The 13,372-nt window shown below is 44.8% G+C and carries 17 protein-coding genes and 1 riboswitch; of the genes, 14 read left to right on the top strand and 3 right to left on the bottom strand.

Going from position 1 to position 13,372, the window contains the following annotated elements; genetic code table 11:
- The first annotated feature begins 11 nt into the window (after positions 1 to 11).
- The 4 genes from hpaD to map all read left to right on the top strand — a co-directional run bounded on the left by hpaD (position 12) and on the right by map (position 3,133).
- The gene (gene hpaD / locus QYB97_RS04680) at positions 12 to 995 is read left to right on the top strand and encodes a 3,4-dihydroxyphenylacetate 2,3-dioxygenase (protein WP_301164767.1); all 984 of its coding nucleotides are present in this window, start codon (positions 12 to 14) and stop codon (positions 993 to 995) included.
- Positions 996 to 1,010: 15 nt separating this feature from the next.
- Positions 1,011 to 1,469, top strand: coding sequence for a pyridoxamine 5'-phosphate oxidase family protein (locus QYB97_RS04675; protein WP_301164766.1), 459 nt, complete (start codon positions 1,011 to 1,013; stop codon positions 1,467 to 1,469).
- 196 nt (positions 1,470 to 1,665) lie between these two features.
- Positions 1,666 to 2,268 carry a TVP38/TMEM64 family protein gene (locus tag QYB97_RS04670; protein WP_301164765.1) on the top strand — a complete coding sequence of 201 codons (603 nt, stop codon included), beginning with the start codon at positions 1,666 to 1,668 and terminating at the stop codon, positions 2,266 to 2,268.
- Positions 2,269 to 2,386: 118 nt separating this feature from the next.
- The gene (gene map, locus QYB97_RS04665; protein WP_301164764.1) at positions 2,387 to 3,133 is read left to right on the top strand and encodes a type I methionyl aminopeptidase; all 747 of its coding nucleotides are present in this window, start codon (positions 2,387 to 2,389) and stop codon (positions 3,131 to 3,133) included.
- Between the two features lie 139 nt (positions 3,134 to 3,272).
- Here the strand turns inward: map and QYB97_RS04660 are convergent, their stop codons facing one another.
- Positions 3,273 to 4,118 carry a bifunctional 5,10-methylenetetrahydrofolate dehydrogenase/5,10-methenyltetrahydrofolate cyclohydrolase gene (locus tag QYB97_RS04660; RefSeq protein WP_301164763.1) on the bottom strand — a complete coding sequence of 282 codons (846 nt, stop codon included), beginning with the start codon at positions 4,116 to 4,118 and terminating at the stop codon, positions 3,273 to 3,275.
- A gap of 55 nt (positions 4,119 to 4,173) precedes the next feature.
- Positions 4,174 to 4,264, bottom strand: a riboswitch (ZMP/ZTP riboswitch).
- Between the two features lie 132 nt (positions 4,265 to 4,396).
- Here QYB97_RS04660 and mgtE point away from each other — a divergent pair.
- Positions 4,397 to 5,755, top strand: a complete 1,359-nt coding sequence (gene mgtE, locus QYB97_RS04655) for a magnesium transporter (RefSeq protein WP_301164762.1) — start codon at positions 4,397 to 4,399, stop codon at positions 5,753 to 5,755.
- A gap of 50 nt (positions 5,756 to 5,805) precedes the next feature.
- Here mgtE and QYB97_RS04650 read toward each other — a convergent pair whose 3' ends face one another.
- Positions 5,806 to 6,009 carry a hypothetical protein gene (locus tag QYB97_RS04650; protein ID WP_301164761.1) on the bottom strand — a complete coding sequence of 68 codons (204 nt, stop codon included), beginning with the start codon at positions 6,007 to 6,009 and terminating at the stop codon, positions 5,806 to 5,808.
- Positions 6,010 to 6,130: 121 nt separating this feature from the next.
- Here QYB97_RS04650 and QYB97_RS04645 point away from each other — a divergent pair, with 121 nt between their 5' ends.
- Together QYB97_RS04645 and QYB97_RS04640 are read left to right on the top strand one after the other, a co-directional pair.
- Positions 6,131 to 6,724 carry an NAD(P)H-dependent oxidoreductase gene (locus QYB97_RS04645; RefSeq protein ID WP_301164760.1) on the top strand — a complete coding sequence of 198 codons (594 nt, stop codon included), beginning with the start codon at positions 6,131 to 6,133 and terminating at the stop codon, positions 6,722 to 6,724.
- Between the two features lie 34 nt (positions 6,725 to 6,758).
- Complete coding sequence (locus QYB97_RS04640; RefSeq protein WP_301164759.1) at positions 6,759 to 7,544, top strand: GNAT family N-acetyltransferase; 786 nt, start codon at positions 6,759 to 6,761, stop codon at positions 7,542 to 7,544.
- A 58-nt stretch (positions 7,545 to 7,602) separates the two neighbouring features.
- Here the strand turns inward: QYB97_RS04640 and QYB97_RS04635 are convergent, their stop codons facing one another.
- The gene (locus QYB97_RS04635) at positions 7,603 to 8,031 is read right to left on the bottom strand and encodes a MarR family winged helix-turn-helix transcriptional regulator (RefSeq protein WP_301164758.1); all 429 of its coding nucleotides are present in this window, start codon (positions 8,029 to 8,031) and stop codon (positions 7,603 to 7,605) included.
- A gap of 394 nt (positions 8,032 to 8,425) precedes the next feature.
- Between QYB97_RS04635 and QYB97_RS04630 the strand changes: the two genes are divergently transcribed.
- The 7 genes from QYB97_RS04630 (at position 8,426) to QYB97_RS04600 (ending at position 13,306) form a co-directional block, all read left to right on the top strand.
- Positions 8,426 to 8,941, top strand: a complete 516-nt coding sequence (locus QYB97_RS04630) for a peptidoglycan recognition protein family protein (RefSeq protein ID WP_301164757.1) — start codon at positions 8,426 to 8,428, stop codon at positions 8,939 to 8,941.
- Between the two features lie 95 nt (positions 8,942 to 9,036).
- Positions 9,037 to 9,159, top strand: a complete 123-nt coding sequence (locus QYB97_RS04625; protein WP_301164756.1) for a hypothetical protein — start codon at positions 9,037 to 9,039, stop codon at positions 9,157 to 9,159.
- A 226-nt stretch (positions 9,160 to 9,385) separates the two neighbouring features.
- Positions 9,386 to 10,996 (top strand): ribosomal protection-like ABC-F family protein, encoded by a 1,611-nt coding sequence (gene abc-f, locus QYB97_RS04620; protein WP_301164755.1) that lies wholly within the window; start codon positions 9,386 to 9,388, stop codon positions 10,994 to 10,996.
- Between the two features lie 97 nt (positions 10,997 to 11,093).
- A complete protein-coding gene (locus QYB97_RS04615) occupies positions 11,094 to 11,927 on the top strand; it encodes an STAS domain-containing protein (protein WP_301164754.1) in 834 nt (277 codons plus the stop codon).
- A gap of 112 nt (positions 11,928 to 12,039) precedes the next feature.
- Entirely contained in the window at positions 12,040 to 12,243 is a 204-nt protein-coding gene (locus QYB97_RS04610) for a WYL domain-containing protein (RefSeq protein WP_301164753.1), read from the top strand.
- A gap of 25 nt (positions 12,244 to 12,268) precedes the next feature.
- Positions 12,269 to 12,637, top strand: coding sequence for a YhjD family protein (locus tag QYB97_RS04605; protein ID WP_301164752.1), 369 nt, complete (start codon positions 12,269 to 12,271; stop codon positions 12,635 to 12,637).
- A gap of 30 nt (positions 12,638 to 12,667) precedes the next feature.
- Positions 12,668 to 13,306, top strand: coding sequence for a protein kinase family protein (locus QYB97_RS04600; protein WP_301164751.1), 639 nt, complete (start codon positions 12,668 to 12,670; stop codon positions 13,304 to 13,306).
- Positions 13,307 to 13,372: the final 66 nt, after the last annotated feature.

The raw sequence follows: 13,372 nt of genomic DNA, 5'->3' as shown, positions 1-13,372 counted from the left end.
GGAGGCGTGTCATGGATTTTAATATTCTTCGCGTGGCCCGGGTTGTCATGAATGTTACGGATCTGAATATCTCTCGTGACTTTTATGTTAATGCGCTTGGCTTTATTGAAACTGAAAGTGATCATCAGCACATTTACTTAAGAGGACTGGAAGAACATTGCCACCATTGCCTTGTTTTGAAAAAAGCAGAAAAGCCGGGTGTCCACTCCATAGGATATAAAGTTTGGCATGAAGACGATCTGGAGAAAATCGAAAGCCTTTTCAAAAGCAAGAGCCTTTATACGGAATGGGAAGAAGCAGGTGTCCAAAAAGCTTTAGGCCGTACATTAAAAGCGACCGATCCGGACGGAATACCGCTGGAGTTTTTTGCGAAAATGGAAACGGTGGAGCGATGTCTGCAAAAATATGATTTGTACAGAGGCGCCAGGATGCAAAGAATCGATCATGTAAACTGCATGGTCCCAGATGTGGGAAAAACGGTAGCCTTTTACAATGATGAACTAGGCTTCCGCTGTTCAGAATATACAGCCACGGCAGATGACAGCATCTGGGCCGCCTGGCTGCACAGAAAGCCCTCCGTCCACGATGTTGCCTTTATGAATGGGGAAGGACCGCGTCTGCACCATATTGGCTTTTGGCTGTCCGATCCGATGAGCCTGATCCATGCCTGTGATGTGCTGGCGAGCATGGGGCATGCCGACTGTATTGAAAGAGGGCCGGGCCGACACGGTCTTTCCAATGCTTTCTTTCTGTACATCCGGGACCCGGACGGAAATCGCATCGAACTGTACAATGGTGACTACCTGACATGCGATCCTGATTTTGAGCCGGTTAAATGGGATATTAACGATCCGAGACGCCAGACATTCTGGGGCCATAAAGCGCCTGACAGCTGGTTTATGGAAGCCGTTGAATTTATAGACTCTTCATCGGGCCGGCCTGTCGTCCAGTCTAAAGCGGTACTGGCACAGCAAAAGCCGGATTTCGTGACATGAGAAGGAGCAAATGACATGGCGAAAATGGAAATTCCTGTACAACTTTCAAGTGAGCTTTTTGAGTTTTTACAAGGAGAGAAACTGGTTCTGCTTGGAACGGTGGAAGCCGATTCAAAAGCCCCGGGTGTTTCCGCGATCTCCTGGGTGAAAAGCTGCGATGAAAAAAGAATCCGGTTTTCAGTAACGACCAATTCACGGATCATTGCCAATATTAAGGCGAATCCCCAGGTTGTTTTAACCGTTGTCGGGCTGGAAACCGTCTATTCTATTAATGGAATTGCGGCAGTACTGGAAGATGAGATGGAAGGCGTACCTCTTAAACTGGCGAAGATTGAAGTGGAAGTTCAGCAGGTATTTGAAAGCATGTTTTGGGGAGCGAAGATTGTACAGGAGCCCCGGTATGAGAAAACCTATAATGCCGAAAAGGCAAAGGAACTGGACTTAAAGGTGTATAAGGCATTGATGGATGAATAATGAACTCCCCATTTTGGGGAGTTTTTTTATGGGGAGTTAAAGCTTTGCAGGTACGTGTTACTAGGACGAATGGCGGAAATATGGTAAACTAGTTGAAAAGTCTGTCTAATTTTGGCGATAAATAAAAGAGACCCGCCATGGGATTAAATTAAGCTGAAATGGAAATTATGATGCTATATAGAAGGGAGACCGGGCTATGAATTGGAGTGAGTGGAAATCGTATTTAACGCAAGAAAACATTCTGCATTTTTTAGAGCAATACCGGGATTTAGGTTTTTTGCCCGGCGTGCTTCTCCCGTTGCTGGAGGCGATCATTCCCGTATTGCCATTGTTTATTATCGTAGCTGGAAATGCAGCAGCCTATGGTTTTTGGCTGGGGGCGCTATTGTCGTGGCTGGGTGCGGTGCTGGGGTCACTGGTCGTCTTTTTTCTTGTACGAAAGTTTGGACAGAAGCGATTTCTTCACTTTGTCACAAGGCATCATAAGATTGCGAAGCTGCTGGCATGGATGGAACGACATGGATTTGGAACGCTTTTCCTCATTTATTGTTTTCCATTTACCCCTTCTGCGTTAATCAATGTGATTGCAGGGCTTTCAAGAGTGAACCAAAAGACCTTCATGCTGTCGGTGGCCCTTGGGAAACTCGTGATGATCGCAATTATTTCTTTTATTGGCTATGACTTTTTGGATGTAATCAAAAATCCGTTAAAATTGGGACTTGCCGTATTCGGCATCCTTGTTCTCTGGCTGGGAGGCAAGGTCGTGGAATCTAGAATGAAACAAAGCCACCAGGCGTAAATCGATCATTGATTTGCGCCTGCCGCTGTTTTTAAACATCCAATCAAGGGAACAAATGGAGAAACAAAGAATATAGTAAGTTAACCTACTTATATTGCAGGATGGGAAAGGAAAAGACATGATTATTTATAAGTCAAAAAGAGAGATTGAAAAAATGAATGAAGCAGGAACACTTTTGGCAGAGTGCCACAAGGAGATCAAAAAAATCATCAAACCGGGCATTTCAACGCTCGAAATCGATACGTTTGTGGAGCGTTTTTTAAAGAAGAATAGTGCTAGCCCCGAGCAAAAAGGCTATCAGGGATATCCTTTCGCTACATGTGCATCTGTAAATGATGTTATTTGCCACGGTTTTCCAAATAAGAAAAAACTGAAGTCCGGAGATATCGTAACAATTGATATGGTTGTAAATCTGAATGGCTGGCTTGCAGATTCCGCATGGTCGTATACAGTGGGCGATGTTTCGGAAAAGGCAAGCCATTTGCTGGAAGTTACAGAAAAATCCCTGTACCTCGGCATTGAGCAGGCGGTGATCGGAAACAGGATCGGTGATATTTCGCATGCGATTCAGCAATATGCTGAAAGTGAGGGGTTGTCGGTCGTGCGTGAATTTATCGGCCACGGCATCGGCCGTTCGATGCACGAGGATCCTCAGGTTCCGCATGCTGGCCCTAAAGGAACCGGTCCGCTGCTGAAAGAAGGAATGGTACTGACGATTGAACCAATGTTAAACACCGGCAAACGCTATGTGAAAATTGATGAAGACGGCTGGACGGCAAGAACATTTGATGGTTCCCTGTCCACACAATATGAGCATACCCTGGCCATAACCAAAGATGGACCGCTTATTTTGACAGCACAGTAAACCAGGAATGCTTTAAGAACGGGGCTCTTCCGAATACCGCCATTTTACGTGGTTTACCCGCCAAAGCACTCGTAAGTAAATTAATAAATGCACAACAAAAGATCCATGCGTTCCGGCGCATGGATCTTTTTTCTTTCTATTATTGATTTAACTTCTTCTCGGCAGCATCAACTGTATGCTTCAAGAGCATAGAGATGGTCACAGGACCGACTCCGCCGGGAACCGGAGTAATGGCTCCTGCGTTTTTTTCGCATTCTTCATAATCCGCATCACCAATGTTGCCCGGATTGTAACCGGCATCCATGACAACTGCTCCTGTTTTGATCCAGTCACCTTTAATAAACTTCGGTTTTCCGACCGCGGCTACGACAATGTCTGCCTGCTTAACGATCTCTGGAAGGTTTTGTGTGCGGGAATGGCAGGTGGTCACGGTAGCGTTGCGGTTCAGCAAAAGCATGGAAACCGGTTTTCCAAGAATAGGGCTTCTGCCGACAACAACCGCATGTTTTCCTTCAATCGGAACATCGTAATAATCCAGAATCGCCATGATGGCAGCTGGAGTACAGGACGGATAGCTTCCGAAGCCGAATGATGTTTGTCCGAATCCCCAGCTCGTGACACCATCCACGTCTTTCTCGATGTCAATGGCTTCGAAGGCCGCTCTCTCATCGATGTGTGAAGGTACGGGATGCTGCAGCAGGATTCCGTGCACTTCTTCGTCCTCATTGAGCTCTTGAATGGTTTTTAACAGCTCTTCTGTTGTAATTTCCGCAGGAAGATGAATCCTTTTGGAAATGATGCCGAGTTTTTCACACGCGTTGCCTTTCATTTTGACGTAGGTGGCCGACGACGGATCATCGCCTACAAGCACAGTGGCCAGACAAGGGATAACGCCCCGGCTTGTCAGATCTTCCACTCTGCCCTTTAATTGTTCTTTAACATCAGTTGCGACACGTGTGCCATTGAGTATTAGCTTGTTTTCCACTCTGATTACCTCCTGAGAATAGAAAAGGGGCAAGGAATAGATACACTGATCCCTTACCCCCTGCCCAGACGAACGGCTTTTTAGGTTGATGCTTGCAGCTTCCCTGTGGTCAATTCCACACGCTCTCGTCAGTTACTGCGTTCTTTTTATGCTGTTTCGATTATACCCCAAGTTTTCAATAAGATTCAACCCTGCAAATCATGATAAAATTCATGTTGCATTCGCAGTTTCTTGGAGATTCTTATATAATAGGAGCATTAACAAAGGGGGTGACATTCGTGTTCAAGGAAATGACGGAAAATCAGATTCTGCTTTTTGTGATTAAAAGCCTGAAAGAACTGAGGAAAAAAGAATTTCAGGAATTAATGGATGAACTGCATCCATATGACATCGCGGAAGTCTATAAAACGCTGCCGGAAAAACACCGGCATAAATTTCTCACCTTCCTCACGACCAGACAGCTGGCCGCCCTTATTCAGGAGCTTGACAGTGATCTCCAGGTAGAAATTCTGCACAAATTGGGCATTGAGCGTTCTTCCCATATCATGAACGAGATGGAAAATGACGATTTGGCCGACCTGCTGAGCAATTTTTCATTTGATGAAATTCAGGATTTTCTTGCATCCATGAGGGCGGATGAATCCCGGACGGTTCAATCTCTTATGCAGTATCCGGCTGATAGCGCCGGCGGGATAATGACTAACCGCTTTGTTTGGATTCCGCAAATGTTTACCGTACGGGATGCGGTTGAAAAACTGAAGACATTTGCGGGCTTTGCAGAGAACATCTATTATCTGTATGTCATTAATGAAGAAAGGCAGCTTGCCGGAGTCGTATCCTACCGGGATCTTCTTCTTGCGGATATTAATGAGAAGATTGAAGATGTGATGTTCACCCGTGTTATTTCAGTTCCTGCTGAAATGGACCAGGAGGAGGTAGCAAGGACCATTGAACGGTATGACTTCATCGCAGTCCCGGTCGTTGACGAAAATGATGTGCTCTTAGGGATCGTAACGGTGGATGATGTACTCGATGTTTTAATTGAAGAGGCAAATGAAGATATCGAGAAGCTCTCCGCTTCCGGTAAATCAATTGATTTTAATACGAGTGCTTTTGTGGCATCCTACAGGAGGCTGCCATGGCTGATACTGCTCCTTTTTATTGGCATTATCTCCGGGAGCATTATTTCTGCCTTTGAAAGCACCCTTTCAAAAGTTGTTTCTCTTGCCTTTTTCATGCCCATGATTGCAGGGATGACCGGGAATACCGGGACACAATCGCTGGCGGTTGTTGTCCGTGGACTGGTTTCAAATGATATTGATAAAAAAGTGGTTGCGCGCCTCATCATGAGGGAACTGGGTGTAGGACTGATCATAGGCACCACATGTGGAATCCTCATTGCGATGGTCGCCTATTTTTGGCAGGGAAATGCGATCCTCGGCCTGGTGGTTGGAAGCTCGTTGTTTTTAACCTTAATTATCGGTACGCTGGCAGGTACGTTAATACCGCTTCTGTTATACCGCTTCAACGTGGATCCGGCAGTGGCTTCCGGCCCGCTCATTACAACCCTTAATGATATTTTTTCGCTGCTCGTGTATTTTGGCACGGCATCGATTTTTATTTCACATTTAATTTGAAGTACGACAAAAGCCGTCCCATGATTTATGTACAGGGACGGCTTTTTGTGTTACCGGGTTTCTGCCAGCCGGTCGATTTCTTCTTTCCATTCTACAATTTTGTTGGAGAATTCACTGAAGGGTACATCAAAAGGATAGGACTTATTCAACAGGATTTGTTCTTCTTCCGAAAGCTTGGATATCGCTTCTTTTAATTCAATTCCGGTACGGGCAAAGAGCTGCAGTGCACGCTCTACATTGTTGAGCATTTCCATATTTTCAGCCTCCTCTGTTTCTATAGAGATTCCCCTGAAATTGGTAATCAAACATCTTTTTTTAGTGGAGAAAGGATTTTAAAAAGACGATGTCGTATAGGTGTGTGGAAGGAGGCGAGACATGATGAACCATCTTTTGCTGTTCTGCCATCCGTCGAGTCACAGCTTCAATCATGCCCTGCTTGAGGTGTATTCGAAAGAATTGGAGAAAAGCGGACACTCGGTTGATGTAAGAAATCTGTATGATTTGGACTTCCAGCCTGTTCTGACCGAAAGCGAATACAAGAATTCGCTTGAGTTTCGTTATGAGGCGGATGTCCTGAAAGAACAGGAGTACATTGCCTGGTGCGACCGCCTCGCTTTAATCTATCCGGTGTGGTGGGGCGGGATGCCTGCCTTGCTGAAGGGTTATATAGACCGCGTATTCAGCTACGGTTTTGCGTATGAGCTCGACGGGGAAGAGCCTGTTCCGCGTCTGCAAGGCAAGTCAGCTGTTACGATTTGCACGACAGGCACACCGTCTGAAATCTACGATGAAAACGGGATGCATGATGCCATGGACACAGCGCGCAATGTTAGTATTTTTGAGTTTTGCGGCATAAAAGCCACCCATTCTCTTTATTTCGGGAACGTCATATTGGCAGGCGATGAAAAAAGGCGGAACATGCTTGAGGAAGTAAGACAACTTGCAGTATCAGGTCCGAAGCCGTATTAAGATGCAATGAAAACAATGAAGGAGAAGAAGCAGCATGATTGTTAAAGCAGACGACACTTTGAATCAACGGATTGTGGATTATCTTGATGAGGAAAAGGCGATGAATCTATTCATCCTCGGAGATATTGAGAATTTTGGTTACAAGTCAGATTTTCAGGATATCTGGGTGGACATCGGGAATGGAGGGGACATAAAGGGGATTATGCTCCGGTACTTTGGAAACTACCTTCCTTATGCAAAAGAGTCAATCAATGCTGAAGGGTTTTCAAAGGTTATAAAGGATGGCCCGCCCCTTGAAATGCTCTCGGGGAAAAAGGAAATTGTTGAACAGTTTCAACCAGTTTTCTCGTTTACTGCAAAAAAAGATCTATATTTTGCCGAGCTTGAGGAAAAGAATTTTACCATGAAAGGCCTCGGCCGGGATGATCTTACATACGCTGCGGTTGATGATGCTGATGACATTATCGAAATGCATAACTCAATCAAGGAATTTCAGAGGAGAGAAACCGCGAGAGAAAGTCTGGTTCAAACCTTGACCACCAAAACCGGACGGTCATACTTTATTAAAAAGGATGGGAAGATGGTGGCGTCCGCGGCAACAACGGCGGAGAATTCCCGCTCGGCAATGGTCGTTGGTGTTTGTACCCATGTGGATTACAGGCAGCAAGGGCTCGCGAGCCGCTGTACTGCTGTTTTGTGCGAAGACGTGCTGAACGAAGGGAAGATCCTGTGCCTGTTCTATGATAATCCAAGGGCGGGTTCCATTTATAAACGAATGGGTTTTCAGGATATAGGGATGTGGAGCATGTATTCCAAATAATATTAAGGTTCTTAAAAAAGGCAAAAACACGCATACTCAGTGTTTTTGCCTTTATTCTTTACGCTTGTGACACCATCCGGTTTAAGTAATCGATCATATTTTTCATTTCTTCATCGGACAGCCCAGAGAATTTTTCTATATAATAATCATGGCGGATCTTTGACAGCTTTTCAGCAACTGCCTGACCTTTTTCTGTAATTTTCACATAAACAATTCTACGGTCGGTCAGGGATCGTTCCCTGGTAATCAGATCTTTCTTTATTAAACGGTCGGTTACTCCTGTAATATGGCTTGATGAGACCTTCATTTCGCCAGCAAGCTCTGAGGCTGTAAGGTATTCCTTATCTTTTAAAAGATTAAGGACACCAAATTCATTAGAAGGCACGTCATCAGAGAAAAGGTCGTTGATGTCTTTTCTAAAGGTCCGAAAAACAGTCAGGAAGCTGTTTTCGAGTTCTGCGATTCTATTTGTGCGGTTATCATTCATAGTAATCACCTATTCTACATTTTAATAAGTATTAGTTATCGACACTCTTACTTACATAGTATACTTTGCCCGGCAATTACTCAAACATTTATGGGTTTTTGACACAAAATCGCCCGAATTTGCGCTTTTTTTCTCTTTTTTAATATGGTACTCTCGAATTGGAAATGAACAGGGGTGGAATTGGACAATGAAAAACAGCACATTATGGTTTTTATTGCTTGGTATAGGATTTCTGGCGGGAATTATTTATTGGATCTTGGTCTTTGCTGCAAATTGAGAATACATGAACAGAGCGTTGGATACATAAAAAAAATGTAGCCAGGGCTTTTTTTTTACGCCTCTTTTTTCGGTTTTTTTCCTACTTATAGGTAAAAGGGGAAAAAGGGGGATGAGGATGGGAAAGAAATATGAAATGACCACTAAGCTGCTTGATCAGAGATGGAAGCAGCGGCCGGGAGGAAACCGGATTCCAAGATATGCAGTTGTCCATGAGACAGGAAACGAGGGATCTACGGCTCAGCAAAATTACAGATATTTCAACAGCAGAAATATGGAAGCTTCCCCTCATGTATTTATTGATGACCGGGAAATCCTGTTGATTATCCCTCTGCGTGAAAAAGCATGGCATGTCAGGAAAACTGCTTCTGATGCCAATGACTGGGCAATAGGGGTTGAATTGTGTTATGGAGGCAATATCGTATGGAAAGAAGCCTATAAACAGTATGTATGGTTTTTCGCATGGCTGTGCCGGCACTATGGGTGGGTCCCGGACCATACGATAAGAGGCCATTTTCAGCTGGATCCTTCGAGAAGAACCGATCTGCTGGGTGCGTTTACGAAGCATCGAATGACTTTTCTGCACTTTCTCCAGGACGTTGAGTCTGAGCTGAAAGCAATGGTGGGCAAGTGACTGACTAGATTAACTTTTCTGTAAATGGCTATTGATAAAATTCTTTTCACGATGATATAATAATTGTATCTAAAAAAAGGAAAGGAGGGTTTGGGATGCTGAATGGTGTACGTTGTATGGTTGATTGGCTGACAGTTGAAGTCCGTTCGATAACACATGAAATGACTGATAACGGGAGAAGTCTGTCCAATTTTCATACAATAAACGTACATCAGTAAGTTTTTTCCATACCCATCCTTTTATTACGGACGAACCATGGGCAGGAGTACTTGCTCATGGTTTTTTGCTTTGCAAAAAACTTGGTTTTGTTGCTTTGCAAAAAACTTGGTTTTGTTGCTTTGGCAAAAAACTCGGTTGTTTTGTATTCACAAAAAAACTGTGCAGCAAGATGCTTCAGCTAGGTTGACTCGGATGGGTAACCACCAATTTTAAGGAGTGTTACCTATGATACTATGTTCTGCAAACAGCCTGTCAAAAAGCTTTGGCGGCCATGCGGTTTTTAATAATTTATCCATGGAGGTCCATGATGGTGACCGGATCGGCCTGGTTGGCCGTAACGGCACAGGAAAGAGTACTTTGTTTAAACTGTTGACAGGAGCCGAACATCCGGATGAAGGAGAGATTCACCTGAAAAAAGGTGCGGCTGCGGGCTATCTGGAACAGGTACCCGTTCAAACAGCTCATGCAACGGTGTACGACGTGTTTATGAAGTCTTTTTCCGAACAGCGTGAAATACAGGAAAAAATCCATGCTTTAACTGAAAAAATGAAAAGTGACTGTGATGAAAAACAACTGCAAAAATGGCTGAACCAGCTTTACAGCCTGCAGGAGGCTTACGAGGAGATGGGAGGCTATTCCATTGAATCCAAAATTAACGGCATCCTAAAAGGGCTCGGTCTGGAAGAAATTCAGGACCATACGTTTACCTCCATCAGTGGCGGAGAAAAGACGAAGGTGGGACTGGGCTGCCTTCTCCTGCAGGAGCCTGACCTGCTTTTGCTTGATGAGCCGACCAACCATTTGGATTTGCGTACCATGGAATGGCTCGAGGAGTATTTACTAAAATACAAGGGCGCGGTGGTGGCCATCTCCCATGACCGCTATTTTTTGGATCGGACGGTTAACAAGATCTATGATCTCGAGGATGGCCAGCTGACCCTCTATCACGGCAACTATACTGCCTTCTCAGAGGAAAAGGAAAAACGTCTTCTCGCTGAATTTGCTCAGTATCAGGAGCAGCAGAAGCAGATTAAAAAAATGCAGGAAGCGATCAAACGGCTGCGCGAATGGGCTGTCAGAGGAGACAATGGTGACCTGCACCGACGTGCACGCAGTATGGAGCGAGCCCTCGAGCGGATGCACAAGATCAAACGGCCTACCCTGCAGCGCAGAAAAGCAGAGATGGCCTTTCAAATGAAAGACCGCAGTGGTAAAGACGCTCTTGCTTTAATCGATATGGGTACGGCCGTTGGAGAAAGAGAGGTTTTAAAGCAGGTTGACCTTTTTATCAGGTTCGGAGAGAAGGTTGCGATCGTGGGCAATAATGGTACAGGGAAATCCACGCTGCTAAAAGCCATTATGGGGGAGCACGAGACCACCGGATTAGTCGAAGTCGGATCATCCGTTAAGTTCGGCTATCTCTCGCAAAGCGGCATCAGTTATCAGCCGGAAGATACAGTTCTATCTGCTTTTCGTGATGCGGTCGCTGTTGATGATGGGACGGCAAGGCATCTTTTGGCGAAGTTTTTATTTTACGGACAGGATGTGTTTAAAAAGGTAAAGGATCTCAGCGGGGGAGAAAACACCAGACTCCGGTTCGCCCAGCTGGTCCATCAGGATGTGAACTTTCTGCTCCTCGATGAACCGACGAACCACTTGGATATTGATTCGAGAGAAGTTCTCGAAGATGCGATTGAGGAATATGCCGGAACGGTAGCGGCTGTTTCTCATGACCGTTACTTTTTAAACAAACTGTTTAACCGGGTCGCCTGGTTGAATGACGGAAAAATTGATGAGTATCTTGGAACATATGATCAGGCGAGAGAGCAGCGTTAGCTAGATTTTCCCATTCTGTTCTGTTTAGTTTTATTGGATGGCAGGAATAGTGTATGATGAAAGATACAATCATACAGCCAGACATGAGGGGTTATTTATGGACAAAGAGTTAAAGGAACTTGGAAGTTGCATTATACAGCATAAAGAGGAACTGGCGGCCACTGTTACTAAAAACAGAATCCAAAATGGAATCAATCCGCCGAATGATGAGCAAAAGCAGCTTTTGATTGATTGGAGAATCGAACTGTTTCACTATTTAGGGGAGGCGCTGTTTTCAGACCTTGCCCAATCCGAAAAAAAGTTTTTGGACTGGGGCAAAAAAAGCGGAGAAATAGCGGTGAAGATCCAATTGTCGCTGGATACTGCTCTTGATACAACACGATTTTACAGAACAACTATATTGGATTTCATCAGTAAAGAAGTGACAAAGCACGGGTATACGGGTCAGACGGTGATGAAAGCTGTAGAGATTATTGATCCACTGCTGGATAAAGTGGTCTATTCCTTTAGTGTTGCCTACGTGGACTACAACAATCATTTGCTCAGCATGGCCCGGGAAGCACTGGAAGAGCTTTCGGTTCCTGTGGTGCGCCTGACGGATTCAGTCGGTATTCTGCCGCTTGTCGGATCGATTGATACCCACCGGTCGAAGCTTATTATGGAAATTGTATTGAATGAATGTGTGGAGATGAAGATCGATCACCTGTTTATTGATTTATCGGGTGTACCGGTGATTGATACCATGGTTGCCCATAATCTGTTTCAGGTCATCACTTCACTGAAACTCCTGGGAGTGGCTGTTACATTGACGGGTATGCGCCCCGAACTCGCCCAGACGGTGGTTTCCTTAGGGATAAGTTTTGAAGGGTTTTCAATAGCCGGAAGCCTGCATCAGGCGCTGCAGCAAAAGAAGTTTTTACAAAACGTATGAGCAGCATAGCGATATGCCTATCCTTATGAAGGATAGGCATATTTTTCTAGTTGCATAAAGAACGTTTGTTCGCATATACTGTAAATAAATAACGAACAAGGCGGTGGCTGTTATGAATTCAATGCTGGCGCGTTATGTTTCTGAACGGAATCCTTTTATGATCATTTATCAATCTGGCAGAGGCCAGTTTACTCAGCGCCGGGTTTATCCCATTTCCTGTGACAAAGAAACATTAACCGCTTTTTGCTGTCTGCGCAGGCAGATACGGACGTTTAAGGTATCGAATATCCTGTCTGTGGCTAAGAACACGGCTTGATTCAGGCGGATGGAGGAAGCGGAATATGTTATATGGTGATGAAACGGACCGCGTACTGGTGGATAAGTATATTATGTACCCTATGCTGCTGACCATCTTCAACCGGGATTTAAAAGTGATCGCCCAGTCATCTTTTAAATTAAGGCAGCCCTATATTACGCTGGTTGAGAACGTAATGAACGCCATCAGTTTTGAGCTGAGGGATGTGAAAAAAGAGATGGTGCAGCGTAAAATTAAAGTTGCCGATGGAAAACCGGTGGATGATATGACCGAGTATCAAATTTTTGTCAGAGGCTATCAGGAAGTCATGAGGTTTCCCAACGTGCACCTTCGAAATAAAGCAGAATTGCTGATGAAACACTTTCTTTTTGGTACGCTGGTAGAGCGAAAATAACGGGAAACTGAATGATCGGCAAGGTGAACTATGAAAACGTATATGAAGCTGGCAGAGGAATTAACGGAAGTTACAAAAATAGTAAGCCGGGACCCGGGCGATCCTGTTGAAGTGCTCTCTCATCCCGACCCATGGAAAGTGGTGGGCTGCGGCAATTATGCAGCTGTTTTTCTTCATCCCGGTTTTCCGGACTTCGTGGTTAAAATCTACGGCAGGAATCCTGAAGGTCTGCGGGAGGAGATCCTGGTGTATGAGACACTTGGAAAGCATCCTGCCTATTCTCAATGCTACGGATATGGCGAACGTCATTTGATACTCAGAAGAATCAAGGGAATAACCCTGTTTGACTGTCTCCATAAAGGAATTAGAATACCGGAGATGGTGATACGGGATGTGGATAACGCCCTCTCGTACGCACGGAGCCTTGGTCTGTTTCCCCGGGATGTACATGGCAAGAACGTTATGCTGCTGGAAGGCCGTGGCATTATTGTGGATGTTTCTGACTTTTGCAAACGTGAGAAATGCTCGAAATGGAACGATTTAAGAAAAGCTTACTATAAAGTGTACCGTCCTTTTTTATATAAATATCCGGTTAAACTTCCTTACCCGGTTTTAAATGCAGTGCGGATCGGATACAGATGGTATAAAAATTGGAAACGAAGACGTTAGCGCCTGCTCCTTACCCGACAACGGAGCAGGTTTTTGAAGCGTCCTTATCATTCTTTTACAGACCGT

The sequence above is a fragment of the Fictibacillus fluitans genome (assembly GCF_030418125.1).
Classification (GTDB): domain Bacteria; phylum Bacillota; class Bacilli; order Bacillales; family Fictibacillaceae; genus Fictibacillus_C; species Fictibacillus_C fluitans.
The sequence above is the reverse complement of the archived record's forward strand: the minus strand, read 5'-3'. Positions and strand labels throughout refer to the sequence as shown.

What these genes read in the sequence shown, in the direction of transcription:
- QYB97_RS04670 (WP_301164765.1), top strand. Translation starts at nt 1,666, where the DNA reads ATGAATTGGAGTGAGTGGAAATCGTATTTAACGCAAGAAAACATTCTG.
- QYB97_RS04600 (WP_301164751.1), top strand. Translation starts at nt 12,668, where the DNA reads ATGAAAACGTATATGAAGCTGGCAGAGGAATTAACGGAAGTTACAAAA.
- QYB97_RS04645 (WP_301164760.1), top strand. Translation starts at nt 6,131, where the DNA reads ATGATGAACCATCTTTTGCTGTTCTGCCATCCGTCGAGTCACAGCTTC.
- QYB97_RS04635 (WP_301164758.1), bottom strand. Translation starts at nt 8,031, where the DNA reads ATGAATGATAACCGCACAAATAGAATCGCAGAACTCGAAAACAGCTTC.
- QYB97_RS04605 (WP_301164752.1), top strand. Translation starts at nt 12,269, where the DNA reads ATGTTATATGGTGATGAAACGGACCGCGTACTGGTGGATAAGTATATT.
- abc-f (WP_301164755.1), top strand. Translation starts at nt 9,386, where the DNA reads ATGATACTATGTTCTGCAAACAGCCTGTCAAAAAGCTTTGGCGGCCAT.
- QYB97_RS04615 (WP_301164754.1), top strand. Translation starts at nt 11,094, where the DNA reads ATGGACAAAGAGTTAAAGGAACTTGGAAGTTGCATTATACAGCATAAA.
- map (WP_301164764.1), top strand. Translation starts at nt 2,387, where the DNA reads ATGATTATTTATAAGTCAAAAAGAGAGATTGAAAAAATGAATGAAGCA.
- QYB97_RS04610 (WP_301164753.1), top strand. Translation starts at nt 12,040, where the DNA reads ATGAATTCAATGCTGGCGCGTTATGTTTCTGAACGGAATCCTTTTATG.
- QYB97_RS04675 (WP_301164766.1), top strand. Translation starts at nt 1,011, where the DNA reads ATGGCGAAAATGGAAATTCCTGTACAACTTTCAAGTGAGCTTTTTGAG.
- QYB97_RS04630 (WP_301164757.1), top strand. Translation starts at nt 8,426, where the DNA reads ATGGGAAAGAAATATGAAATGACCACTAAGCTGCTTGATCAGAGATGG.
- QYB97_RS04625 (WP_301164756.1), top strand. Translation starts at nt 9,037, where the DNA reads ATGCTGAATGGTGTACGTTGTATGGTTGATTGGCTGACAGTTGAAGTC.
- hpaD (WP_301164767.1), top strand. Translation starts at nt 12, where the DNA reads ATGGATTTTAATATTCTTCGCGTGGCCCGGGTTGTCATGAATGTTACG.
- QYB97_RS04650 (WP_301164761.1), bottom strand. Translation starts at nt 6,009, where the DNA reads ATGGAAATGCTCAACAATGTAGAGCGTGCACTGCAGCTCTTTGCCCGT.
- QYB97_RS04640 (WP_301164759.1), top strand. Translation starts at nt 6,759, where the DNA reads ATGATTGTTAAAGCAGACGACACTTTGAATCAACGGATTGTGGATTAT.